The sequence below is a fragment of the Achromobacter sp. B7 genome, assembly GCF_003600685.1.
Classification (GTDB): domain Bacteria; phylum Pseudomonadota; class Gammaproteobacteria; order Burkholderiales; family Burkholderiaceae_B; genus Achromobacter; species Achromobacter spanius_B.
The window spans coordinates 5,267,106-5,289,912 of the sequence record NZ_CP032084.1 but is presented as its reverse complement, the minus strand read 5'-3'; the positions used below and the strand labels follow the sequence as shown (position 1 = coordinate 5,289,912).

Here is a 22,807-nt window from a genome sequence, read left to right as displayed (position 1 = left end):
CTTGTCCCGCACCGGTTGCCTGATGTGACTCTGTACGACGTTCCCGCTCCCGCCAAGCTGAATTTGTTCCTGCATGTGGTGGGCCGCCGCGCTGACGGCTACCACCTGCTGCAAACGGTCTTCCGCTTCATCGACCTTTGCGACACGCTGCATTTCGACGTGCGCGCCGACGGCGTCATCAGCCGCGCCACCGAGCTTGCCGGCGTGTCGGAAGCCGACGACCTGACCCTGCGGGCCGCGCACGCTTTGCAACGCGCCACCGGCACACGCCAGGGCGTGCAGATCGGCCTTGAAAAACGCATTCCACAGGGGGGCGGGCTGGGCGGCGGCTCCAGCGATGCGGCCTCGGTGTTGATCGCATTGAACAAGCTATGGAACACCGGCCTCACGCGGCGCCAGCTGATGGACCTGGCCTTGCCGTTGGGCGCCGACGTGCCGGTATTCGTTTTCGGGCAATCCGCTTTTGCCGAAGGCGTGGGCGAAGCACTGACCGCTGTGACGCTGCCTGAACGCGCGTATCTGGTAGCGCAACCTGACACCAGCGTGCCCACTGTTGGCATATTTTCGGCACCCGATTTGACAAGGGATTCTTCTTACATCACAATAGCGGACTTTCTTGCTTCGCCAACTTTTTCCTTCGGGAAAAATGACTTGGAGCCGGTGGTTCACCGTCTTTATCCTGAAGTATTCAGGGCATCGCGGTGGCTTGCAGAACAGGGTTATCCTGTACGCATGTCGGGATCAGGCGCATGTTTATTCGCCGAATTCTCAGAACTCTCCGAAGCCGTTTTGGCGAAAACAGAAATATCCGCTATAATGCGCGGCGCTGTTAAAACAAACAGCACAACGCATCCACGGTTTCGGTTAGTGCAGGCTTGTACTGGTTTAACTGAACATCCGTTGCGGAATTGGATTGCAAGATAGTTGGGGAGTCGCCAAGCTGGTTAAGGCACCGGATTTTGATTCCGGCATGCGAAGGTTCGAATCCTTCCTCCCCAGCCAACCGAATACATAAAAAAGCTGTTGAACACGCCTGTAAGACACTGGCCCGGGTTCAGCAGCTTTTTTATTTTCCGGATTCGCTGGTGTTTTCACCCCGCATCACTCGTTAGTGTCTTACAACGACCATCGCATCATCCATCATGGCAAACGATAGCTTCATGATCTTCACGGGCACGGCCAACACTCGGCTGGCCGTGGACGTAGTCAACCACCTCGATATGTCCCTGGGCAAGATGACCGTCGGTCGCTTCTCCGACGGCGAGGTGATGGTCGAAATCAACGAGAACGTGCGTGGCAAGGACGTCTTCGTCCTGCAACCCACCTGTGCGCCCACCAATGACAACCTGATGGAAATCATGGTCATGGTCGATGCCCTGCGCCGCGCGTCGGCCGGCCGCATCACCGCCGCGATTCCGTACTTTGGCTATGCCCGCCAAGACCGCCGCCCGCGTTCGGCGCGCGTCGCGATCTCGGCCAAGGTTGTGGCCAACATGCTGCAAGTGGCTGGCGTTGACCGCGTCCTGACAATGGACCTGCACGCCGACCAGATCCAGGGTTTCTTCGACATCCCCGTGGACAACATCTACGCCGGTCCGATCTTGCTGGGCGACATCTGGCGCCGCAATTTCTCGAACCTGGTCGTGGTGTCCCCGGACATCGGCGGCGTGGTTCGCGCCCGCGCGCTGGCCAAGCAGCTGGAAGCCGACCTGGCCATCATCGACAAGCGTCGTCCGCGCGCCAACGTGTCGGAAGTGATGAACATCATCGGTGAAGTCGACGGCCGCACCTGCATCATCATGGACGACATGGTCGACACCGCCGGCACGCTGTGCAAGGCGGCCCAGGCCCTGAAAGACCGCGGCGCCGGTGCCGTTTACGCCTATTGCACGCACCCCGTGCTGTCGGGCGGCGCCATTGACCGCATCGAAGCGTCGGAACTGGACGAACTGGTCGTCACCGACACCATCCCGCTCTCCGAGCAAGGCCAGGCCAGCGGCAAGATCCGCCAGTTGTCGTGCGCCGCGCTGCTGGGCGAGACCATCCTGCGTATCTCGAACGCGGAATCGGTCAGCTCGCTGTTCGTCGACTGACGCGATTCGCGTCGGTCAGGCCACAGCCTACCTTTAGTTTTGCACCTTGCTGGTCGCGGCAAGGCGCAATCAACACGGCGCGCATGTTGCGCGCCGTGCCGTTAACTGGTGAAGCCTCTTCACCTTATTTTGTTTTTGGAGTTTTCCATGAAATTCATCGCCACTGCGCGTAGCGTCCAGGGTTCGAGTGCGAGCCGCCGCCTGCGCCGCGCGGGCCGCGTTCCCGCCATTGTCTATGGTGGTACGGCTGCCCCCCTGAACATCGAACTCGACCACAACGAGATCTATCACGCCCTGCGTAAGGAAGAATTCCACGCATCGATCCTGCAAATGCAGCTCGAAGGCTCGAAGGATGAGCAAGTGTTGTTGCGTTCGGTTCAATGGCACGCCTACAAGCCGCAAGTCCTGCACGTGGACTTCCAGCGCGTGGACGCCAACCAGGCTCTGCGTACCAAGGTGCCGCTGCACTTTGTCAACGCCGAAATCTCGCCCGCTGTGAAGCTGGCCGGCGCCATCATCAGCCACGTGACGACCGAACTGGAAATCACCTGCCTGCCGAAGGCTCTGCCGCAGTTCATCGAAGTTGACCTGACCAACATCCTGGCCGGCGCTTCGATCCACCTGGCCGACATCAAGCTGCCCATGGGCGTGACGTACGTGCCCCACGGCGGTGAAGACAACCCGCTGCTGGCTGCCGCCATCGTCAAGGGCGGCGCTGCCGCTGCCGACGAAGCCGAAGAAGCTGCTCCGGCTGCCTAAGTCTGCTGGAAAGCCTTCGGGCTTTCCGCGGCTTGTGCCCGAAACCCTGCGTGTGCATTTGCATGCGCAGGGTTTTTTGGTTTAAACACCCTCCATCATGTCTATTCCCATACGCCTCATTGTGGGATTGGGTAACCCCGGTCCCGACTACGAAACGACCCGGCACAACGCCGGCTTTTGGCTGGCCGACCATCTGGCGGACGATCTGCGCACTTCTTTTGCGCTTGAAAAATCTTTTTTCGGCATGGTCGCCAAGTCGCGCCTGGGGGCGGACAACGTGCTGCTGCTCAAGCCCATCACTTATATGAACAAGTCGGGCCAGGCTGTTGGCGCCTTGGCGCGCTTCTACAAGCTGGCGCCGGAACAGGTGCTGGTGTTGCATGACGAACTGGATCTGCTGCCCGGGCAGGTCAAGCTCAAGCAGGGCGGGGGTCATGCGGGCCACAACGGCCTGAAGGACATCCAGGCCGTGCTGGGCAGCCCGAACTTCTGGCGCCTGCGCATCGGCATCGGTCACCCGCGCACGCTGGGCTTGGCGCAACAGGTTGCCGACTTTGTGCTGCACCCGCCGCGCCGCGACGAGCAAAAGGAAATCGAAGCCGTCATCGACCGCTGCCGCGCCGTCGTGCCGGCGATGCTGGCGGGCGATTTCGCGCTGGCCACGCGCCAATTGCACAGCGGCAACGTCGCGGGATGAGCCACCCCGCACCGTCCCAGCCCGTCGCCAAGACCCGCTTTCGAACAGAAGTCGCGGATTTCTGGCGGTATATCCGGCACCCACGCTCGCTGTCGCGCGTGCCGGGCCGCGCGGCGGGCAGTGGTTTGCTGGCCGACTGGTGGCCGGGCATACGCCCCGGGCGCCTGTTGGCCTGGGCCGGGCTGCTGTGGGCGCTGAATCTTTTCGCGCTGGGCCCCGTTGCCGTGATGGCCGCCGGCCTGGGCGGCGCCACCCACCGTATCGACCCCACCAACCTGCCGTGGCTGACGGCAGTGATCTGGGCGCCGCTGGTCGAAGAAATGTTGTTCCGCTATGGTCTGCGCCGACCGTTGCAAGTGCTGTGGCTGGTGCCCGCGCTGATGCCGGTCGTGCTGTATGGCCCGAAGCTGTGGACCGGCCTGCTGCTGGCCGCCTTCGTGATCCTGGCATGCTGGGGCGTGCGCCAACGCGCAACGTTGCTGACGGGGTGGGACACGACGTGGCGGCGCTATTACCTGAAGCACTTTGGCCTGGTGTTTCACCTGGTCGCGCTGACGTTCGCGGCGGTGCACCTGACCAACTTTGTCTATAGCAAGACGCCGTACTGGCTGATGCCGCTGCTGGTGCTGCCGCAGTGGCTGACCGGGCTGGTGCTGGGCTGGATGCGCGTGCGTCGCGGCATCGGCGCGGCCATCCTGCTGCACGCCACGTTCAACGCCGGCCCCATTTTGATGATCTGGGCCGTGATGCGCTGGGCGCCGTCCATCGCCCAATAGCGGGGTCGCATCGCCGCGCAGGCGAAACTGCCACGGGGCGCACCCGGGGTAAACTACAACGTTAACGATCAATACCGTACTTACACAGGATTCCCATGGCTCTGCAATGCGGCATCGTCGGCCTGCCCAACGTTGGCAAATCGACTCTCTTCAATGCTCTGACCCGCGCCGGCATCGCCGCCGAGAACTATCCGTTCTGCACCATCGAGCCCAACGTCGGTGTGGTCGAAGTGCCGGATCCGCGTCTGCAAAAGCTGGCTGAAATCGTCAAGCCCGAGCGCATCCTGTCGGCCACCGTCGAATTCGTGGACATCGCCGGCCTGGTTGCCGGCGCCAGCAAAGGCGAAGGCCTGGGCAACCAGTTCCTGTCGCACATCCGCGAAACCGACGCCATCGTCAACGTCGTGCGCTGCTTCGAAGACCCCAACGTGATCCACGTGGCGGGCAAGATCGACCCCATCGCCGACATCGAAGTCATCGAAACCGAACTGGCGCTGGCCGACATGCAAACCGCTGAAAAAGCGCTGCTGCGTCACCAGAAGACCGCCCGCTCCGGCGACAAGGAATCGCAGCGCATCGTGGCCGTGCTGGAAAAGTGCGTGGCGCAGTTGAACGAAGCCAAGCCGATTCGCGCGCTGGACCTCAGCCCCGAAGAACAGGCCGACATCGCCCAACTGTGCTTCATCACCGCCAAGCGCGCGATGTACGTGGGCAACGTGGCCGACGACGGCTTCACCAACAACCCGCTGCTTGACCGCCTGACCGAATTCGCCGCCGCGCGCAACGCACCGGTCGTCGCCATCTGCGCCGCCATCGAATCCGAAATCGTCGACCTGGACGACGCCGATCGCCAGGCCTTCCTGTCCGACATGGGCATGGAAGAGCCGGGCCTGAACCGCCTGATCCGCGCCGCCTTCAAGCTGCTGGGCCTGCAAACCTACTTCACGGCAGGCGTGAAGGAAGTGCGCGCCTGGACGGTGCCCATCGGCGCCACCGCCCCGCAAGCCGCCGGCGTGATCCACACCGATTTCGAACGCGGCTTCATCCGCGCGCAGACGATCGCGTACGAAGACTTCATCACGTACAAGGGCGAGCAAGGCGCCAAGGAAGCCGGCAAGATGCGCGCCGAAGGCAAGGAATACATCGTGCAGGACGGCGATGTGATGAATTTCTTGTTTAACGTCTGATCGACGTCTGAGGCTCGACGGCGGCATGAGCGATAAGCCCGCATCCCTGATGCCCGCCTGAAGGTTACGACCACTGGCTGGGTGAGCTGAAGATCCGTATTCATACGGCGCAGCAACGGGCCGCTCAATGGCGCTGCTGGACAAGCTGCCCAGCCCTGAAGGCCGTAAGTGGTATGCCGCCAAGGCCATCGAGCACAATTGGTCGCGCAACGTGTTGGTGATGCAGATCGAAACCCGCTGGAATTGGGCGCGGGCTTCGCCTTTGTCGGCCGCCAGGTGCTGCTGAATGAAGGGGGAGATGAATTCTTCATTGACCTGCTGTTCTACCACCTGAAGCTGCGTTGCTATGTGGTTATCGAACTCAAGGGTGGGAGCGCGAACTGGGCGGTGCGGATAAATAAGCAGCGCGGCGAAGTTCAAGTCCCGCATCACCCCCCCGCCTTACCCCCTATCCCCCGCCGCCCTCAAGAAATTCGACTCCAGCACGCTCAGCACCCGGTTCAGCGTGTCCACATCCGCCGCTGACAACCCCTTCAACGCCTCTTCGAAAAACGCTGCCCGTTTAGGCAGCGCTTCGTTCACCACCGCCTGCCCAGCGGCCGTCAGCGTGGCGTTGGTCAGCCGGTTGTCCTGGGCATCCACCGCGCGCGAAATCCAGCCCAGCTTCTGCATCGCCTGCAATTGCCGGGTCAGTGATGCCGGGTCCAGCCGGCAGCGTTCGGCCAGGTGCTTCTGCGAACACTGTCCGTTCTCATGCAACGCCAACAGGATGCGCCAGCGGGGCAGGGCGTGGCCTACCTTGCTGCTGAACGCGCTTTGCATGACGCGGTACGTCTGGCCCATGTGCTGGATGACTTGCAGGCCTTGTTGTTGTCTGGGCAAAAGCTATTCTCCGACGCCAGCGGGCTCCGCCTTGGTGGGGCGGGCCAGTTGCACCAGCGGCACGCGTCGCACGCACCAGAGCGCGAAGATGGCGACGGCCAGCGCGATGAGCTGGCCTTCATGGATGGCGCCCACCAGCGCGACTCGCGCGATCTCGATCAGCGACGTGCCGTCCTGGCCTTGATGCGCCAATTGTGCCAGGAACTGTGTCTGCGCTGCGGGGTTCACCAGCATCTGCGGGTCGTTCAATTCAGGCAGCCATTGCGCTGATGCGCCGCGCAGCGTGGACTCGACGCCGCTGAAATAGCTGTGGCTGACCATGGTGCCCACGACCGCCGTGCCCAGCATGCCGCCGATCATGCGCAGCGACTGCAACAGCGCCGTGGCGATGCCCAGGTGCGTGCGGCCCGCCGTCTGCTGCGCGAACACGGTCAGGTTGGGCATGATGAACCCCATGCCCAGGCCGGCCATCAGCATGTACGCGCCAATCAGCACATGCGACGTGTAGTTGTGCGTGGTGACAATGCCCATACAGGACAGCGCCATCAGCAAAAAGCCCGCATACAGCATGCGGTTGGGGTTGCGGATACGCGTGATGATGCGGCCGTTGATGATGCTGCCCACCGTGATGAAAACGACCATCGGCGTAATCAACAGCCCCGCGTCCTGCGGCGACAGGCCAAAGCCGCCTTGCAGCAGCAAGGGCGCGTAGAACAGCAGCGAATACATCGTCACGCCCACCAGCAGCGCCAGCGTGAACAGCGTGGCCAGGCCGCGATTGCGGAACATGTCCAGCGGCAAGAGCGGATGCGGGCAACGCTTTTCCCACCAGATCAGCAGGCCGAACGCGGCAATGCTGCCCGCGCCCAGCAGCACGATGGGGCCGCTGAAGCCTTCCTTGGGCAGCAGCTCGACCAACAGTTGCAGGCTGCCCAGCGCCAGCGCGATCAGCAGCGCGCCTTGCCAGTCCAGCCGCACTTTGCCGGACGTGTGATTGCGCAGGTGCGGCAGGTAGCGCGATACGAACCACAGGCCCAGGATGCCGATGGGCAGGTTCACGTAGAACACTGATCGCCAGCCATAGTGCTCGGTCAGCGCGCCGCCCAGCGTGGGGCCGACCGCGTTGGCGATGCCGAAGGCGGAACTGAGCATGACCTGCCAGCGCAGGCGCACGTGCGGGTCGGGGAACAGGTCGGGGATCGAGGCGAACGCGGTGCCCACCAGCATGCCGCCGCCGATGCCCTGCAAGGCGCGCGCCAGCACCAGCGTCAGCATGCTGTCGGCCGCGCCGCATAGCGCTGATGCCAGCGTGAACAGAATGATGGCCGCCACCACGAACGGCTTGCGGCCGTAATAATCGCCCAGGCGGCCGAAGATCGGCACGGTGATCACCGAGGTCAGCAGGTACGACGTGGCAACCCACGCATACAGTTCAAAGCCCTTGAGCTCGGCCACGATGGTGGGCAGCGCGGTGCCCACCACGGTCTGGTCGATAGCGACCATCATCATGACGAAGCACATGCCCAGCATGGCCAGCAGCGTCTGCCGGAAGGGAAGCACCTGGCCGGGCGAATGCGGGGTGCTGGGAGTGGGGGCGGGCATTGTTGGATATATCAATGATTGATGGATCAACCATTCTAGTCCTACAATCCGCCGGACAGAAAATTGTCAGCTTCAAGGCGGGGCGGACGGGTCTCGTGACCCCACTCCGTTATTAATTCCATCCATGACTTATCGCGTTTTTGGTGTCATGGTCTGACAAGGCCGCTTTAAGGCGGCCCGATTTGTTACGATAGCGAAATCTGCACGTTGGTGATTCCAACGTCTTCAGCACGCCTTCCTGGTAGACCCTCTTTCCAAACGCCGCGGCCACAAGCTTCCGGCAGGAGCGAGGGCTCGCCCTGAAAGGCAGACAGCTCCAACTGGCGCGTGGGTTTTCCGCCGCTACAGCACCATCCCCGCGCGTTGCGCGGTGGGCGGCATCCAAGAATTTCCAGTCGAGGTACCGACGGGGCAGCAATGAAAACGTGGTTCAAGCGCATTTTGATAGGCCTGGTTGTGTTGGTTGTCGTGGCCGTCGTTGGCCTGGCCATCTTCTTGCTGACATTCGACCCCAACGCGTACAAGTACAAGCTGGAAGAGCTTGTGCAGGAACGCTATCACCGCACATTGACGATCGACGGCGAGATCGAGCTATCGCTCTTTCCGCGCATCGGCTTGTCGGTGCAGGGCGTGTCGCTGTCCGAGCCGAACAGCACGGACACCTTCGCTTCCATTGAAAGCACGCGCCTGGCGGTTGCCGTCTGGCCCTTGCTGTCCAATAGCTTCGTGGTCGACCACGTGGCCATCAGCGGCCTGAAGGCCCGGGTGGTGCGCGGCAAGGACGGCCAATTCAACTTCAGCAATCTGGTCGGCGGCGCGTCCACCGTCACCACCGCGCCATCCAACCCGGCAGAAGCCCTGGTGGGCGCGGCGCAGACGGCGGCCCAGGCCATCACCAGCGGCACCTTGCCGGCCAACCGCAACAACATGCAGATCGATATCGCCGGCCTGGACTTGAAGGACGGCGAAGTGCAGTTGCAGGACGAGATTTCCGGCATGGCGGTGGCGGTCACGAAAATCAACGCCAATACCGGCCGCGTCACGTTCAACCAACCCTTTGATGTGCGCCTGACGGCGCGCGTGGAGGGCGGCAACCCGCGCGTGGACGCCAACCTGACGGGGCAGGCCCTGTTGACGCTGGACCCGTCCGCCAAGCGCTACGCGGCGCAAAAGCTGGACCTGCGCATGGACGGCAAGTTGCCCGGCGCCGAGGCCAAGAGCCTGGCCGTGCGTGGCAACCTGGCCTTCAACGGCCAGAAATCCGCGCTGGACGTGGCGGGCCTGGAAGTGGTTTTCCAGGGTGACATCACCGACCCGGCCGCGCGCGCCACCAATGTGGAAGCCAGCGTGGCCATGCCCAAGCTGGCGATCGACCCGCACAAGAGCCAGCTGCAAATCGAAAAACTCGCCGTGCGTGCCAAGGGCGGCTCGGCTGACGGCCCGTTTGAATTCGCCGTGGATGCGCCCGCGCTGAACATTTCGCCCACCTCGGCCACCGGTGAAGCGCTGACCGGCCGCGTGCGCATCAGCGGCCTGGATGCCAGCTTTGGCCTGAACGGCATCAGCGGCAACGCCGCCGAACTCGACATCAAGGAAGCCAAGCTGGACAGCACGTCCAAGAATGGCGACCGCGTCGTGAAGCTGAATTTTGCATCGCCGCTGACCTTGAACCTGTTGCAACGTAGCGGCGGTTTGTCGGCGCTGCGCGGCGACGTCAATATCACCGACCCGGGCTTGCCCAAGGGCAGCTTGCAGATTCCGGTGATCGGCAGCCTGAACGCCGACCTGCTGAAAGACCAGGCAAGCAGCAAGATCAACGCCGTGCTGGAAGGCGGCAAGTTCGACCTGAGCGCCGACATCACCAAGCTGTCGCAAACGCCTGCGGTGAAGTTCGCGCTGGTGGTGGACACGCTGGACCTGGACAAGCTGGTGCCGCCCGTGGTGGCCGCGCCGCCCAAGCCCCCCGCCGATGGCAAGAAGGATGATTCCAAGCCCGCCGCGCCGCCCGCGCCTGCCGCGCCGGTGGACGACACCATCGACCTGTCCGCGCTGGTTGGCCCCAGCGTCAACGGCACGTTGAAGGTCGGCAAGCTGGTGGTGCGTGGCCTGAAGGCGGATGAAGTGGCCGCCGTGGTCAAGCTGGACAAAGGCAAGCTGGAAATCTCCAGCCTGACCGCCGGCCTGTACGGCGGCAAGTTGGCGGGCGCGTTGTCGGTGGACGCGGCGCAAGGCAACCAGCTGGCCAGCAAGATGTCGCTGGCGGGTATCGCGATCGAACCGTTGTTGATGGACCTGGCCAACCGCAACGTGCTTAGCGGCACGGGCAGCCTGGCGCTGGACTTGAAGACGGCCGGCGCCAATGCCTACGCCATGAAGAGTGCGCTGGGCGGCACGATGCAGGTGCGCCTGCGCGATGGCGCGGTCAAGGGCATCAACCTGACCGAGACGCTGCGCGAACTGAAGGCGGCGTTCAAGCCGGAATCGCAAGACGAAACCGTGCCCGCCGACACCAGCAAGCAGACCGAGTTTTCGGAAATGGACGCGGACCTGGCCTTCACCAAGGGCGTGGCGGCCGTCAAGCGCCTGAACATCGTGTCGCCGCTGCTGCGCGTGACGCAGGGCGATCCGGCCAACATCGACTTCGTCAAGAGCGAGCTGGACCTGGTGGCGCGTGCGCGCGTCGTCAACCCGGCGGCCAACCCCGAAGGCCAGGAACTGATCGACCTGAAAGACGTGACGATTCCCGTGCATATAAAGGGCCCGTTCGACAAGCCCACGTACACGCTGCTGTGGAAAGACGCCATCGGCGCCATCCTCAAGCGCAGCGTGGAAAACAAGCTGCGCGACGCCGTCACGGGTAAGAACGGCAATGGCGCGGCCGTGGACAAGGCCCTGAAAGGACTGCTAGGTAAATGAGCACCGATAGCTTTCAACCCATCGCGCAATGCGGCGTCACGGCCCAGCCGGCCGCCGCGGCCTATCACCGCCAATGGCTGATCGCCAACGATTCCGGCCAATGGCTGAATCGTGAGCTGTGCCCACGGCTGGCCGACGTTGCGGTGGAATTGCGCCTGGGCTACCTGGTGTTGAAAGCGCCGGGCATGCTGCGCATGGACATCCCGCTGGACGTTATCGAAGATGACGACAGCGTGCGCTACAGCATGAAGGTGGGCGACCAGACCATCGATGTGATCGACGAAGGGGAACTGGCCGCGGCCTGGATCTCGAACTTCGTGCAGGTGCCCTGCCGGATCATGAAGGTGCACCCCGACACGCCCGTGGCCTCCTGGCCGGACTGAAGGGCAGCGCCCTTACTGACGCCGCTTGAACTCGAACGCGGCATGGGCCAGCAGGCCCGCCACCAGGCCCCAGAAGGCCGACCCAATACCCCAGAAACTGAAGCCAGACGCCGTTGCCAGCAAGGTGATGAGCGCGGCTTCGCGTCGTTGCGGGTTGACCATGGCGGCCGACATGCCGCCCATGATCGTGCCCAACAGCGCCAAGCCCGCCAACGCGGCCAGCAGGGCGGCGGGCAGGGCCTGGAAGAACACGGCTACCGCGCCCGCCACGACGCTCAGGCCCACATAGCCCAAGCCGTAGGTGGCGGCGGCGATGTAGCGCTTGGAAGGGTCGTGATGTGCTTCGGGGCCGGTGCAGATGGCGGCGCTGATCGCGCCCATGGTGACGCTGTGCGCGCCAAACGGCGCGGCCAGCAGGCCCAGAAAGCCCGTGGCGGCCACGATGCGGGAGGCTGGTGGCCGATAGCCCGCCGCTTGCAGAATCGCCAGGCCGGGCAGGTTCTGCGATGCCATGGCCACGACGAACAGCGGAATGCCCAGGCTGACGGCGGCCTGGGCGCTGAACTCGGGCGTGGTCCAGACGAACTGCGTCAGGCTCCAGTCCAGCAGGTCCAGCCGGATCATGTCCAGCGCGAAGGCCAGCGCAATGGCAACGATCATCACCAGCAGCACCGCGTAGCGCGGCGCCCAGCGTCGGCACAACAGGTACGTGGCGCACATGGCCAGCACCAGGCCGGGCTGGTTGGCAACGTTGCTGAAGATGCCCATGCCGAAGTTAAGCAGCACGCCGGCCAGCATGGCGGCGGCGATTTCACCGGGAATGCGGCGCAGGATGGGGTCGATCCAGCCGAACAGGCCACAGGCCAGCGTCAGACCGGCCGCCAGGATATAGGCGCCGATGGCTTCATTGAACGGCACGCCCACCAGCGCGGTCACCAGCAGCGCCGCGCCGGGCGTGGACCACGCCATCACAATGGGCAGGCCGGTGCGCAGGCTGTAGAACGCGCCGCCAAATCCGAATGCCAGGCTTAGTGAACCGATCCACGACCCGATGCGCGCGGCGTCCAGCCCGGCTGCGTGGCCCGCTTGCACCATCAGCACGGCGGTGCCGCCGAAGCTGACCAGCACCGCGACCACGCCGGCGGCAATCGCCGATGCCGAGACATCGCGGCGGGCTTGGTGGGAACCAGGGGGAAGGGGAATGCCGTGTTGCGTGGCGTCGCTCATGCGGCACCGGTCAGGCGGCGGTACTTGGCCATGAGCTGCTCTTGGCCTTCGTTCCACTGAGGGTGCAGTTCAATGCACTCTACCGGGCACACCACCTTGCACTGCGGTTCGTCGTGATGGCCGACGCACTCGGTGCATTTGTCGGGGTCGATGACGTAATAGTCATCACCCATGGAGATCGCGTCGTTCGGGCACTGGGGCTCGCAAACGTCGCAATTGATGCATTCTTCGGTGATGAGCAAGGCCATGGTGGGCAACGGTGTAAAGCCGGGGGCGGCTGCCATTGTACTGCCGGCCCGCCCAGCGCAAGAAGGGCGCGAATCGCGCCCTTCGGGATGGTGCCGTGCCGGTGGATCAGCCCGGCCAGGATTGCTCGCGGCGTTCCTTGGCCTTTTCCTGCAACCAGCGTTCCACGGACGGGAACACAAACTTGCTGACGTCGCCGCCCAGCTGGGCGATTTCGCGCACGATGGTGCCCGAGATGAATTGATATTGGTCCGACGGCGTCATGAACAGGGTTTCGACGTCGGGCAGCAGGTGGCGGTTCATGCCGGCCATCTGGAATTCGTATTCGAAGTCGGACACGGCGCGCAGGCCGCGCACGATGACGCGCCCGTTCTGGTCGCGCACAAAGTCCTTCAGCAGGCCGCCAAAGCTTTGCACTTCCACGTTGGGATAGTGGCCCAGCACTTCGCGCGCGATTTCAACGCGTTCGTCGATGCTGAAGAAAGGCTTCTTGTTGCGGCTGTGGGCGATGCCCACCACGACCTTGTCGAAAAGCGTGGCCGCACGGCGGACCAGGTCTTCGTGGCCCCGGGTCAGCGGGTCGAAAGTGCCGGGATATACAGCGATGATCATGCGAGCTCCGTACCGTTATTAGTGGTGTACACCATCCTCCGAAGCTCGGATTATTGATCTATTTCCGCAATGCAGCAAATTCCAGCAGATGGTAGTGGACCGCGCCTGCCTTGTCCTGCCGCAAGATCTGGAAACCTTCGGGAGCTTCGATGGCCGTTTCCGCCTCGACGTAGACGAGTCCGTGCGGGCTCAGGATACCGGGCAGAATCGGCCAAAGGCGCGGCAGCCAACCCTGTCCGAAGGGCGGATCCAATAGGATTAGGTCAAAGCGGGACGCATCCATCCGTTCGGCGACCTGCATGGCGTCGCCCACGTGGATGCGTATCATGTCGGCTTTGAGCTTGTCGCGTAGTGTCCGCAGCGCGGACGCGGCGGTCTTGTCCCGCTCGACCATCTGCACATGCGCCACGCCGCGAGAGGCCGCCTCGAAGCCCAGGGCGCCGCTGCCGGCGAACAGGTCCAACACCTGTTTGTCGGCGAATTCGCCGGCCCAAAGATGATTCAACCAGTTGAACAGCGTTTCGCGAACCCGGTCGGGCGTGGGGCGCAGCGTCTCCACGTCGGGAACGGCGATGGGGGTGCGCCTGTATTGGCCCCCGACGATACGAATATACTTGTGACCCATGTTTAGCCGCTTCTTCAAGAAAAAAACCCCTCCGCCCGCCGCGCCGGCCCAGCCCGCGCCGCCGCCTGAGGTCGTGGACGCCCCGGTTGCGCCCACGGAACCCGTTGCCGCGCCAGTCAGCCCGGCGCCCGTGAGCCCGGCGCCCGTGAGCCCGGCGCCCGTCAGCCCGGCGCCCGCGCCGATTCCCGCTCCGGGTACCGCGCCTGCGCCTGCCGCGCCTGCACCTGCCGCGCCGTCGCCGCAGATTACGCCCCCGGTATCGCCCGCAGCGCCTACGGTGGCAACGCCGGCCGTCCCGAGCGCGCCGGTTGTGTCGTCTACACCGGCTACACCGCCCGCGCCCGCCGCCGAATCCGTGCGTGCACCGTTGCCGATGTCGGCGCCGACGGTATCGTCCGCGCCTGCACCGGCTGCCGCGCCTCAGACCCCTCCGGCATTCGCGCCTGCGACCGCAACGGTGCCAGCCGCCGCACCAGCACCAGCACCAGCACCAGCACCAGCACCAGCCCCGGCACCGGCACCAGCAGCAGCCGCCGCGCCAGCGCCGGTTGTGCCGCCCGCGCCGATCGTAACGCCTGCACCGGCGCCCGTGTCGACGCCGACGCCCGCCCCCGCACCCGCCCCGGCCCCCGAAGCGCCCAAGAAATCCTCCTGGCTGTCGCGCCTGAAGCAAGGCTTGTCGCGCACGGGGCAGAGCATTGGTGGCATTTTCGTCGGCGTGAAGGTCGATGAAAACCTGTTCGAGGAACTCGAATCGGCGCTCATTATGGCCGATGCGGGCCTGGAGGCCACCGAGAAGCTGCTGACCGCGCTGCGTGCGCGGGTCAAGAAAGAGCGCATTGAAGACCCCGCCAAGGTCAAGACCGCACTGCGTCAGTTGCTGGCCGACCACCTGCGCCCGCTGGAGCGCGGCTTCAACCTGACCAGCGCCAAGCCGCTGGTGGTGATGATCGCCGGCGTGAACGGCGCGGGCAAAACCACGTCCATCGGCAAGTTGGCGCACACGTTCCAGCGCCAGGGCGCCAGCGTGCTGCTGGCAGCGGGCGACACCTTCCGCGCTGCCGCGCGCGAGCAACTGGTGGAATGGGGCAGCCGCAACAACGTCAGCGTCATTTCGCAAGACGGCGGCGACCCGGCCGCCGTGGCCTTTGACGCCGTCAACGCCGGCCGCGCGCGCGGCATGGGCGTGGTCATGGTGGACACGGCCGGCCGCCTGCCCACGCAGCTGCACCTGATGGAAGAACTGAAAAAGATCCGCCGCGTCATCGGCAAGGCGGATGCATCGGCGCCGCACGAAGTGCTGCTGGTGGTCGACGGCAACACCGGCCAGAACGCCTTGGCGCAGATCCGCGCCTTTGATGCCGCCATCAACCTGACCGGCCTGGTCGTGACCAAGCTGGACGGCACCGCCAAGGGCGGCACGCTGGCCGCCGTGGCGGCGGGCAGCCAGGGGGTGCGTCCGATTCCGGTGTATTGGATCGGTGTGGGCGAAAGCCTGGAAGACCTGCAACCCTTCGTGGCGGACGAATTCGCGGGCGCCTTGCTGGCGGATTGACCCGGCGCTGATACGGCGCTGATCCGGCAGCCGATCGCTCGCCCGCCGGACCGCAAAACGGGACGACGCCCAAGGCGCCGTCCCGTTTTATTTTCAGCTGTCCAGCTGCCCCATCGCCGGGTCGCTGATGCCGTGCTTGCCCGTTTCCATGCGGCCCGCAAAGCGCCGCTTGAATGCCGGGTAGGTGTCGCAGCCCACCGTGAAGTCGTACCACTGGCCGCTGCTGGTGACCGGCCAGCTCAGTTCGCCGACCTGTCCCGCCGCCACCGTTGCCGTCCACGGGCCATCGTTGCGGTAGGCCATGGCTTGCACCGTGAAGACGCAGTCCTGCGTGCCATTGTTGTGCAGCTTCACCTGCACCTGGGCGTCGTCGCACGGCACGTAGCAAACCTGGATTTCGGGCTGTGCGCCGGCCGCGCGCATCAAGTCGCCCGAGAACGAACGGTGGTAGCCGTTGGGGCCCAGCACCCACAGATCGTACTGGCCGCTGTCGCCCGACACGTCCCAGACGTCATCCAGCGATTTGCCCGCTTCGACCACGTAGCGGCGCGGAATGCGGTCCAGGTGCAGCTTGTCGTACACATGAAAGACGGCTGCCGTTTGCGCACCGCTTGCGTTGGCGAACAGTAGCTGCACGCGGTTCTCGCGGGCTTGCTCGCGCGCGCTGGTGTGCAGCTCGTACGGCAGCGCGCGCGACGGGCGTGTGCCCGAGGCCTGGGGGGCCAGCGTTTGCTGCGTGGGGATGGCGATGGCCGGCTGCGCTTCCTGCCAGGTCGTCAGCCCGTCGGCGTCCGTCTTGGTCGTGCGGCCCGACAGGGTCGGCAGGCGGGCGCTGTTGGGCGTCACGAAGTCCAGCGTGGTGGTCAGGTCGCCGCACACGGCACGGCGGAACGCGCTGATGTTGGGTTCCACGACGCCAAAGCGCTGTTCCAGAAAGCGCAACGCGGAGGTGTGGTCAAACACTTGCGAATTGACCCAGCCGCCCCGGCTCCACGGTGAAATCACCCACATCGGCACGCGCATCCCCGGCCCGAACGGCTTGCCGTCGGCGGTCAACTGCTTGGGCGTGGCCGGCGGGTAGTCGAAATACTCGAACGCCATTTGCGCGTCGGTCAGCGTGGACTTGCCGGCCAGCGTGCCGTCGTCGTTGCGCGACGGCGCCGAGGGCGTCGGCATGTGGTCGAAGAAGCCGTCGTTCTCGTCGTAGGTCACCAGGAACACCGTCTTGCTCCAGACCTCGGGCGACTGTGTCAACGCGTCCAGCGCGGCCTGGATGTACCACGCGCCCTTGGCGGGGCTGGACGGGCCGGGGTGCTCGCTGTAGGCGGCCGGCGGAATGATCCACGACACTTCGGGCAGCGTGCCGTTCGCGACGTCGTCGCGCAGGCTTTGCAGGAAGCCGCCGTCGGCCATCGTGTTGCCAAAGCCCTTGGCCAGCGGGCTGTACTGGTCGTCGATGGCCGGGTTGTACGCGGGGCCGCCCTGGTTGGTGACGCGGCGGTCCGCCGGCATTTTTTCGATCTCGGCGCGCCAGTGCCGAAAGCTCATCATCTCGTTGCAGCCGAAGTTGTCGGGGATGTTCTGGTAGACCTTCCAGCTGACGCCGGCCGCTTGCAGGCGGTCGGCATAGGTGGTCCACGTCCAGCCTTCGGTGGACGGGCCCACGTCGGCGCCGTCGTTCCATTCGTTCATCACCACCGACACGTTGTCGCCCGACGGGCCGTTGGTGCCGGTCCAGAAAAACAGGCGGTTCGGGATGGTGCCGGCGTGCATCGAACAGTGGTAGTTGTCGCACAGCGTGAAGGCGTCGGCCAGCGCGCGGTGGAACGGCACTTCGGCGGTTTCGTAGTAGCCCATGGACAGCGGCTGCTTGGCGCTGGGCCACTTGTTCATGCGGCCGTGGTCCCACGCAGCCTGGCAATTGGGCCACGAGTGCGGCGTGCTGCCGGCGCGTTGCGCGTTGCCCTGCGCGGCGTCCAGGTGATAGGGCAATTCCTCGGTGCCGTCGCTGCGCGTCTGGTGGAATACCGATTTGCCGTTGGCCAGCGGAATGGGAAAGCGGTCGCCAAAACCGCGCACGCCGGGGAAGGTGCCGAAGTAGCCGTCGAAGGAACGGTTTTCCAGCATCAGCATCACGACGTGCTTCACGTCCTGAATCGTGCCGGTGGCGTTGCTGGCTTCAATGGCGAGCGCCCGGCGAATGCTGGGCGGAAACATCGACAGCGCGCTGACCGCGGCGGTGGCGCCCACGGTGGTCTTGAAGAACTTTCGTTTGGATGCGTCGAACGTCATTGGCTTGTCTGTCCTGGTGATCGATGGGAAACGGGCTCAAGGCGCGCAGTGCACCGCGCACGCGGCAGGGGGCGCGGGCGGGGTGGGCGTCGTGGTGGGCGGAGCAGGAGCCGGTTCGTCAGAGTCGTTGTCGTCGCCGCCGCAAGCGGACAGCGCGAACACCAGCGACAAGGCGCATAAGGCCGCAAGGCCTCGTCTTGCATGGGCGAGCAAGGGGGATTGGGTTTCCATGGTTCGGTCGTTGTGGATGGGCTGACGGCCCGCAAGGGCCGTCGTGCCGTCACACAGGACGAATGTCGGGCGGGATGCTGCGGGCCACGAATGCGTCCGGCGCAGGGCGGCCGGGCGACAGCGATCCAGTATTGACGCCGTTAATGTCGACAAATTGACAGCAAGCTGACCCGTTGCTGATTCTGGCCCCTTTTTTGAAACGCCTTGCTAGATGCGTGTCCAGGTGCAAGGCGCGCGGGCGTTTGTCGCGAAGATGCGGTAGACGGGCCGAGGCGCCGACGCACCCGTCAGGCACTGCCCCCGCAACCGATTCGCGCACGCAGGGGCCACCGCGCCGACGCGCGTGGCGCAGCCGCGCGCGGCCTGGCCTAGCGCCAGAAAGGCTTGCTTTTCGCCAGGGCGTCGAAGGCCTTTTGTGCGTCCACGGCCAGCTCTTCAAGGCGCGCGCTGATCCAGCCCAGCGCGAACCAGGCTTGCGGATGCGTGGCGGTGCACGACTCGTAATAGTCCTTGGCGACGGCCAGGTCATTGATTTCGCCCAGCACGTCCTGCACGCGGGACAACAGCTTGCGATAGCCGCGCAGCTTGGCGGCCGGCAGCAGCGATTCGGCAAACGCCAGGCTGTAGCGCAGCCGCTTGCCACGCTTGCGCAATTCATGGCGCGTGGGGATATCCAGTTTGGCGAACTGCGTGCCCTGTTCCGCCACCTTGCTGTGCCAGCGGTGCAGGCGCCGCGCCAGCTGCTTGCGCAGGTGGTGCGGGTCGGGTTCGGGCGCCAGCATGGGGATGATGGTCGGCTTCACGCTGGTGGCGGCCAGGCCGCCTTCCAGCCGGATGGCCGGTTCGGGCGCGGCATCGCTGGGCGTGCCATTGGCCACGGCCTGTGCGCCCCCGGATGGCAACGCGGGCGGCACATCCAGGCTCCATTCCAGCAGCTCCAGCAGCCAGGCCTGGAATGCCTTGCCGGCGGCAATCGTCCGCGCGTCCTGTTCAGGCGGCGCGGCTTCCATCGGAATCACCGGCATGCCTGCGTGGATCAGCGCGGGCGCCACCGTTTCGTTCAGCACGTCCTGGTCGCGGTTGGCGCCAAAGGCGGCAAAGTGCGTGCGCACGCCTTGCAGCAGCGTGTCCGGCACCGGCGCGACCCAGCCGTCGAACAGCTTCCAGGCCGAGCGCAAGCGGCGCACGCCCACGCGCAGCTGGTGCACGTGTTCGGAATTGCCGGCGCGGTAGACGCCTTCGGTATCGACTTCGGCCAACACGGCGGCGTTGCGCGCGATCTGGTCCAGGCATTCGGCGGCGATGCGGCCCAGGGCTTGCGGGGCCGTCATGTCTTCGCGCAGCTTGACCGGGGCCGCGCCGCGCGGTGCCCAGAATTGCGCAATGGCTTGGGCCCGGCGCGCTTCCAGATCGTCGCCCGGGTTGGCGTCTTCAACGGCAAGCTTGTGGGCCAGTTGCGCCAGCGCGTCGCCGCGTTCGGACTTGCTGCGCGGGTCCAGCACCAGGCTGTGGCGCTGTTGCCAGCCACGCGCCACCGCGAAGATGGCGGCGGGGCGGCCCGACATCAGCTCGAATTCCAGTTCGGAAATCGGCAGCTCCAGCGCGCCCGCGCGCAGGATGCCGGTGTCAAAGGCCAGTTCGACCGTGCCGTAACGGGTGCGGACCTTGCGCAGCAGCCGCAGCACGTCGGTTTCATAGCGCAGGCCCAGTTCGCCCTTGATTGCGGCCAGCGCCTCTTCGACTTCGGTGCCGGCATAGACGGACAGGTCCAGCACGGGGCCGGGGCGGGGGTGGTTCAGTTCGATGCGCGTAATGGCGTTGATGCCGGGCATCTTCAGGGTCTGCACCCAGTCCGGGCCTTCCTGACGCAGCCGGATGGCAATGCGCGCCCGCGCCAGCTCGCGTTCGGGCGTGTCGAAGTACATGGCGTGCAGACGGATGCGCGTGGCATCGCGTTGCTTGACTTCGTTCTGGACGGCCTGGCGCGTCGCGGCGGGCACGTGCAGTTTCAATTCCTGTTCCGACATGGCGGTGGGTGTCCGACGGCAAAAGCCGAGATCTTAATCAAGCAAAGGGGCGGATTTGATGACGGTTCATATTTTGGTCACATCGAGCATAGTCGCCATTCGCGGTGCACAACAAGCCACTGTTGCCGGGACAAAAGAAAAACGCCGCCTTTTTTCAAGGGCGGCGCCAAGGAGCGCTGGTCAGGGGAAACCGACAAGCGTAATTCAGGAAGCAGCGCTTACAGGATGCGCTTGCGCGCCTGCGTGATGATGATTTCGGCCAGCACGACCACCACAAAGATGGCGGCCAGCACCAGCGCCACGCGATCCCACTGGAACAGGTTCAGCGCCGTATCCAGCGCCATGCCGATACCGCCCGCGCCCACCAGCCCCAGCACGGCGGACTCGCGCACGTTGATGTCCCAGCGCAGCAGCACGATGGACCAGAACGCCGGGCGGATCTGCGGCCAGTAGGCATACCAAAGCACGGACGCCTTGCTGGCCCCCGTGGCGGTAACCGCTTCGATCGGCCCGCGCTGCGCTTCTTCGATGGCTTCGCCCACCAGCTTGCCCACGAACCCGATCGAGCGGAACGCAATCGCCAGCGTGCCGGCCAGCGCGCCCGGTCCGAAGATGGCGATGAACAGCAGCGCCCATACCAGCGAATTGACCGACCGGCTGGACACCAGGATCAATTGCGCCAGCATGTTGATGGTTTTGCTGGGCGTCAGGTTGTTGGCCGCCAGCAGGCCCACCGGCACTGCCATGAAGACGGACAGGATGGTGCCCAGCGTGGCGATGTGCAGCGTTTCGATCAGCGCGTTGTGCACGCCGTCCGGGTAGTAGGCCCAGTCGATCGGCCACATGCGGCGGAACAGGTCGGCCATCTGCTCGGGCGCGTCATACAGGAATTCCGGTATGACCTCCACGCCGCGTATGGCCTGCGCGATGGCTGCCACCACCAGCAGGTACAGCGCAAAGCGCAGCAGCCGCTGGCCCATGCTGTAGCGCTGCCACACACGCGGCGAGCCGGGCGGATTCAGGCTTGAGGCATGGGCGTTCATTCTTCCACCTCCGCCTTGCGGGCCACCGGCGGTTTGCCGGTACCGATGCCTCGCGCGCCGGCAAAGCGGCCTTGCAGGATGCGGTCGAACCCCAGGTTGTCCAGGAATACAGCGCGCACGAAGCCCGCGATGATTTCGCCCAGCATGATGATGGCAATCAAGGTCAGCAGGATGGCGCTGACGAAGTCGTAGTCAAAGCGCTGGAACGCCGAGAACAGCGTGCCGCCCACGCCGCCCGCGCCCACGATGCCCACCATGGTGGAGTTGCGCAGGTTTGAGTCGAACTGGTAGGTGGCAAAGCCGATAAAGCGCGCGAACACCTGCGGCAGCACGCCAAAGATGATCACGTTGGCGAACGACGCGCCGCTGGCGCGCACCGCTTCCACCTGCTTGAGCGAGATCTCTTCGATGGCCTCGGTGAACAGCTTGCCGATGAAACCGATGGACGCCACCGTCAACGCCAGGATGCCCGCCAGCGCGCCAAAGCCCACGGCCTTCACGAACAGGATGGCGACGATGACCGGGTGCAGCGCGCGGCACAGGGCCACCAGCGAACGCGCGGGCCAGGACACCCAGGCAGGCATCATGTTGCGCGCGCCAAGCAGGCCCACGGGCAGGGCGAACAGAATGCCCAGCACCGAGGCCAGCACGGCAATTTCCAGACTTTCGGCGATGCCCTTCCACAAGGTGGCGGGCTTTTCGAAATTGGGCGGAAACATGCGCGAAAGAAACGTCGACGCGTGTCCCATGCCGGTTTCAAAGCGCGCCCAGCTGAAATCCAGCTGCGCGCCCGCATAGAGGGTGTAGATCACCAGCAACACCAAGCCCGCCTTGGCGCGCCCGGACATGGCAAAGGGGCGGCTGCCCCGGGGGTGCGTCATTCCAGCCAAGACTCGCCTCCGTAGATGGTCTTGAGCATGGTGGCGTCCAGCCCCTGGCCGTCGCCGTCGTAGACCACGTGCCCGCCAGACATGCCGACGATGCGCGTGGCGTAGCGGCGCGCCAGTTCCACGTCGTGGATGTTGACGATGACGGGGATGCCGGTGGCGCTGCCCTGGTCGGACAGCAGCTCCATGATTTCAACGGACGTCTTCGGGTCCAGCGACGAGGTCGGCTCGTCGGCCAGCAGCAGCTGCGGGCGCTGCATCAGGGCGCGGGCGATGCCCACGCGCTGGCGCTGGCCGCCCGACAGCGCATCGGCGCGCTGGTCGGCAAAACCGGCCAGCCCAACGGTATCGAGCAGCTTGTAGGCGTGCTCGATGTCTTCGGGCTCAAAGCGGCGCATCCATGCCTTGAGCGCCGAGGTATAGCCCAGCCGGCCCGTCAGCAGGTTTTCCATCACGGTCAGGCGTTCGACCAGGTTGTATTCCTGGAACACCATGCCGATGCGCCGGCGTGCGCGGCGCAACGACGCGCCACGCACGCGGGCCAGGTCCACGGCGCCTTCCTTGGACTGCAACACGATCTCGCCCTGGGTGGGTTCGATCAGCCGGTTGATGCAACGCAGAAGCGTGCTTTTGCCGGTGCCGGAAGGGCCGATGATGGCGGTCAGGCCCTGGCCGGCGATTTCAAGGTTGATGCCATTGAGAACCGGCCGGCCGGCCCGGTATTCCTTGACCAGGCCGGAAATGCGTAGCGACGTCGTCATGCTGGA

The 22,807-nt window shown here is 64.9% G+C and carries 22 protein-coding genes, 1 tRNA gene and 1 pseudogene; 11 read left to right on the top strand and 13 right to left on the bottom strand.

Features of this window, described 5'->3' with window-relative positions:
* Nucleotides 1-24 precede the first annotated feature (24 nt).
* From ispE to DVB37_RS28805, 8 genes and pseudogenes are all read left to right on the top strand, one after another.
* On the top strand, nt 25-924 hold the full coding sequence (ispE, locus tag DVB37_RS23945; protein ID WP_120157628.1) for a 4-(cytidine 5'-diphospho)-2-C-methyl-D-erythritol kinase: 900 nt from the start codon (nt 25-27) through the stop codon (nt 922-924).
* 1 nt (nt 925) lies between these two features.
* Nucleotides 926-1,002 (top strand) — tRNA-Gln (locus DVB37_RS23940).
* Between the two features lie 140 nt (nt 1,003-1,142).
* Entirely contained in the window at nt 1,143-2,093 is a 951-nt protein-coding gene (locus DVB37_RS23935) for a ribose-phosphate pyrophosphokinase (RefSeq protein ID WP_006227587.1), read from the top strand.
* A gap of 147 nt (nt 2,094-2,240) precedes the next feature.
* Nucleotides 2,241-2,852 carry a 50S ribosomal protein L25/general stress protein Ctc gene (locus DVB37_RS23930; RefSeq protein ID WP_046805051.1) on the top strand — a complete coding sequence of 204 codons (612 nt, stop codon included), beginning with the start codon at nt 2,241-2,243 and terminating at the stop codon, nt 2,850-2,852.
* A 97-nt stretch (nt 2,853-2,949) separates the two neighbouring features.
* Nucleotides 2,950-3,549: an aminoacyl-tRNA hydrolase gene (gene pth / locus DVB37_RS23925; protein ID WP_046805050.1), complete on the top strand. Its 600-nt coding sequence runs from the start codon at nt 2,950-2,952 to the stop codon at nt 3,547-3,549.
* Nucleotides 3,546-4,325: a type II CAAX prenyl endopeptidase Rce1 family protein gene (locus DVB37_RS23920; RefSeq protein WP_046805049.1), complete on the top strand. Its 780-nt coding sequence runs from the start codon at nt 3,546-3,548 to the stop codon at nt 4,323-4,325. Before pth ends, DVB37_RS23920 begins: the two co-directional genes overlap by 4 nt.
* 95 nt (nt 4,326-4,420) lie before the next feature.
* The gene (gene ychF / locus DVB37_RS23915) at nt 4,421-5,512 is read left to right on the top strand and encodes a redox-regulated ATPase YchF (RefSeq protein WP_046805048.1); all 1,092 of its coding nucleotides are present in this window, start codon (nt 4,421-4,423) and stop codon (nt 5,510-5,512) included.
* Between the two features lie 127 nt (nt 5,513-5,639).
* Nucleotides 5,640-5,884 (top strand): annotated as a pseudogene (locus tag DVB37_RS28805) (PDDEXK nuclease domain-containing protein); the annotation flags it as partial.
* A gap of 69 nt (nt 5,885-5,953) precedes the next feature.
* On the opposite strand, the gene DVB37_RS23905 reads toward DVB37_RS28805, so the two are convergent.
* Both DVB37_RS23905 and DVB37_RS23900 read right to left on the bottom strand, forming a co-directional pair.
* On the bottom strand, nt 5,954-6,394 hold the full coding sequence (locus DVB37_RS23905) for a MarR family winged helix-turn-helix transcriptional regulator (RefSeq protein WP_104141978.1): 441 nt from the start codon (nt 6,392-6,394) through the stop codon (nt 5,954-5,956).
* Between the two features lie 3 nt (nt 6,395-6,397).
* Entirely contained in the window at nt 6,398-7,996 is a 1,599-nt protein-coding gene (locus DVB37_RS23900; RefSeq protein ID WP_046807924.1) for an MDR family MFS transporter, read from the bottom strand.
* A 417-nt stretch (nt 7,997-8,413) separates the two neighbouring features.
* On the opposite strand from DVB37_RS23900, the gene DVB37_RS23895 reads away from it, so the two are divergent.
* Both DVB37_RS23895 and DVB37_RS23890 read left to right on the top strand, forming a co-directional pair.
* Nucleotides 8,414-10,912 (top strand): AsmA family protein, encoded by a 2,499-nt coding sequence (locus tag DVB37_RS23895; RefSeq protein WP_120156975.1) that lies wholly within the window; start codon nt 8,414-8,416, stop codon nt 10,910-10,912.
* The gene (locus tag DVB37_RS23890; RefSeq protein ID WP_046807922.1) at nt 10,909-11,295 is read left to right on the top strand and encodes an MOSC N-terminal beta barrel domain-containing protein; all 387 of its coding nucleotides are present in this window, start codon (nt 10,909-10,911) and stop codon (nt 11,293-11,295) included. The genes DVB37_RS23895 and DVB37_RS23890 overlap by 4 nt, the downstream gene beginning before the upstream one ends.
* Nucleotides 11,296-11,307: 12 nt before the next feature.
* Here DVB37_RS23890 and DVB37_RS23885 read toward each other — a convergent pair whose 3' ends face one another.
* The 5 genes from DVB37_RS23885 to DVB37_RS29015 form a co-directional block, all read right to left on the bottom strand.
* Nucleotides 11,308-12,522 carry a benzoate/H(+) symporter BenE family transporter gene (locus DVB37_RS23885; RefSeq protein WP_046807921.1) on the bottom strand — a complete coding sequence of 405 codons (1,215 nt, stop codon included), beginning with the start codon at nt 12,520-12,522 and terminating at the stop codon, nt 11,308-11,310.
* Nucleotides 12,519-12,770 carry a YfhL family 4Fe-4S dicluster ferredoxin gene (locus tag DVB37_RS23880; RefSeq protein WP_006221659.1) on the bottom strand — a complete coding sequence of 84 codons (252 nt, stop codon included), beginning with the start codon at nt 12,768-12,770 and terminating at the stop codon, nt 12,519-12,521. The genes DVB37_RS23885 and DVB37_RS23880 overlap by 4 nt, the downstream gene beginning before the upstream one ends.
* 106 nt (nt 12,771-12,876) lie before the next feature.
* A complete protein-coding gene (coaD, locus tag DVB37_RS23875) occupies nt 12,877-13,380 on the bottom strand; it encodes a pantetheine-phosphate adenylyltransferase (RefSeq protein ID WP_046807920.1) in 504 nt (167 codons plus the stop codon).
* Between the two features lie 58 nt (nt 13,381-13,438).
* Nucleotides 13,439-14,005 carry a 16S rRNA (guanine(966)-N(2))-methyltransferase RsmD gene (gene rsmD / locus DVB37_RS23870; protein WP_046807919.1) on the bottom strand — a complete coding sequence of 189 codons (567 nt, stop codon included), beginning with the start codon at nt 14,003-14,005 and terminating at the stop codon, nt 13,439-13,441.
* A 326-nt stretch (nt 14,006-14,331) separates the two neighbouring features.
* Nucleotides 14,332-14,586, bottom strand: a complete 255-nt coding sequence (locus DVB37_RS29015; protein ID WP_371683152.1) for a hypothetical protein — start codon at nt 14,584-14,586, stop codon at nt 14,332-14,334.
* Between DVB37_RS29015 and ftsY the strand changes: the two genes are divergently transcribed.
* The gene (gene ftsY, locus DVB37_RS23865; RefSeq protein WP_371683091.1) at nt 14,556-15,560 is read left to right on the top strand and encodes a signal recognition particle-docking protein FtsY; all 1,005 of its coding nucleotides are present in this window, start codon (nt 14,556-14,558) and stop codon (nt 15,558-15,560) included. The genes DVB37_RS29015 and ftsY overlap by 31 nt on opposite strands.
* Before the next feature lie 93 nt (nt 15,561-15,653).
* On the opposite strand, the gene DVB37_RS23860 is transcribed toward ftsY, so the two are convergent.
* The 6 genes from DVB37_RS23860 to phnC all read right to left on the bottom strand — a co-directional run bounded on the left by DVB37_RS23860 (nt 15,654) and on the right by phnC (nt 22,801).
* On the bottom strand, nt 15,654-17,852 hold the full coding sequence (locus DVB37_RS23860; protein WP_046803761.1) for a phosphocholine-specific phospholipase C: 2,199 nt from the start codon (nt 17,850-17,852) through the stop codon (nt 15,654-15,656).
* 36 nt (nt 17,853-17,888) lie between these two features.
* Nucleotides 17,889-18,083 (bottom strand): hypothetical protein, encoded by a 195-nt coding sequence (locus DVB37_RS23855; protein ID WP_104141982.1) that lies wholly within the window; start codon nt 18,081-18,083, stop codon nt 17,889-17,891.
* 368 nt (nt 18,084-18,451) lie between these two features.
* Nucleotides 18,452-20,110: a CYTH and CHAD domain-containing protein gene (locus DVB37_RS23850; RefSeq protein WP_120156974.1), complete on the bottom strand. Its 1,659-nt coding sequence runs from the start codon at nt 20,108-20,110 to the stop codon at nt 18,452-18,454.
* A 218-nt stretch (nt 20,111-20,328) separates the two neighbouring features.
* Nucleotides 20,329-21,153: a phosphonate ABC transporter, permease protein PhnE gene (phnE, locus tag DVB37_RS23845; protein WP_120156973.1), complete on the bottom strand. Its 825-nt coding sequence runs from the start codon at nt 21,151-21,153 to the stop codon at nt 20,329-20,331.
* Complete coding sequence (gene phnE / locus DVB37_RS23840; RefSeq protein WP_120156972.1) at nt 21,150-22,034, bottom strand: phosphonate ABC transporter, permease protein PhnE; 885 nt, start codon at nt 22,032-22,034, stop codon at nt 21,150-21,152. Before phnE (DVB37_RS23840) ends, phnE (DVB37_RS23845) begins: the two co-directional genes overlap by 4 nt.
* A complete protein-coding gene (gene phnC / locus DVB37_RS23835) occupies nt 22,031-22,801 on the bottom strand; it encodes a phosphonate ABC transporter ATP-binding protein (RefSeq protein WP_046803765.1) in 771 nt (256 codons plus the stop codon). The genes phnE (DVB37_RS23840) and phnC overlap by 4 nt, the downstream gene beginning before the upstream one ends.
* Nucleotides 22,802-22,807: the final 6 nt, after the last annotated feature.

Excerpts from the sequence above, each read along its gene's own strand:
- DVB37_RS23850 (WP_120156974.1), bottom strand. The coding sequence starts at position 20,110 with ATGTCGGAACAGGAATTGAAACTGCACGTGCCCGCCGCGACGCGCCAG.
- DVB37_RS23880 (WP_006221659.1), bottom strand. The coding sequence starts at position 12,770 with ATGGCCTTGCTCATCACCGAAGAATGCATCAATTGCGACGTTTGCGAG.
- coaD (WP_046807920.1), bottom strand. The coding sequence starts at position 13,380 with ATGATCATCGCTGTATATCCCGGCACTTTCGACCCGCTGACCCGGGGC.
- DVB37_RS23890 (WP_046807922.1), top strand. The coding sequence starts at position 10,909 with ATGAGCACCGATAGCTTTCAACCCATCGCGCAATGCGGCGTCACGGCC.
- DVB37_RS23930 (WP_046805051.1), top strand. The coding sequence starts at position 2,241 with ATGAAATTCATCGCCACTGCGCGTAGCGTCCAGGGTTCGAGTGCGAGC.
- DVB37_RS23935 (WP_006227587.1), top strand. The coding sequence starts at position 1,143 with ATGGCAAACGATAGCTTCATGATCTTCACGGGCACGGCCAACACTCGG.
- phnE (WP_120156973.1), bottom strand. The coding sequence starts at position 21,153 with ATGAACGCCCATGCCTCAAGCCTGAATCCGCCCGGCTCGCCGCGTGTG.
- DVB37_RS23920 (WP_046805049.1), top strand. The coding sequence starts at position 3,546 with ATGAGCCACCCCGCACCGTCCCAGCCCGTCGCCAAGACCCGCTTTCGA.
- pth (WP_046805050.1), top strand. The coding sequence starts at position 2,950 with ATGTCTATTCCCATACGCCTCATTGTGGGATTGGGTAACCCCGGTCCC.
- DVB37_RS23860 (WP_046803761.1), bottom strand. The coding sequence starts at position 17,852 with ATGACGTTCGACGCATCCAAACGAAAGTTCTTCAAGACCACCGTGGGC.
- DVB37_RS23895 (WP_120156975.1), top strand. The coding sequence starts at position 8,414 with ATGAAAACGTGGTTCAAGCGCATTTTGATAGGCCTGGTTGTGTTGGTT.
- DVB37_RS23885 (WP_046807921.1), bottom strand. The coding sequence starts at position 12,522 with ATGAGCGACGCCACGCAACACGGCATTCCCCTTCCCCCTGGTTCCCAC.
- DVB37_RS23855 (WP_104141982.1), bottom strand. The coding sequence starts at position 18,083 with ATGGAAACCCAATCCCCCTTGCTCGCCCATGCAAGACGAGGCCTTGCG.
- phnE (WP_120156972.1), bottom strand. The coding sequence starts at position 22,034 with ATGACGCACCCCCGGGGCAGCCGCCCCTTTGCCATGTCCGGGCGCGCC.
- DVB37_RS23900 (WP_046807924.1), bottom strand. The coding sequence starts at position 7,996 with ATGCCCGCCCCCACTCCCAGCACCCCGCATTCGCCCGGCCAGGTGCTT.
- phnC (WP_046803765.1), bottom strand. The coding sequence starts at position 22,801 with ATGACGACGTCGCTACGCATTTCCGGCCTGGTCAAGGAATACCGGGCC.
- rsmD (WP_046807919.1), bottom strand. The coding sequence starts at position 14,005 with ATGGGTCACAAGTATATTCGTATCGTCGGGGGCCAATACAGGCGCACC.
- ychF (WP_046805048.1), top strand. The coding sequence starts at position 4,421 with ATGGCTCTGCAATGCGGCATCGTCGGCCTGCCCAACGTTGGCAAATCG.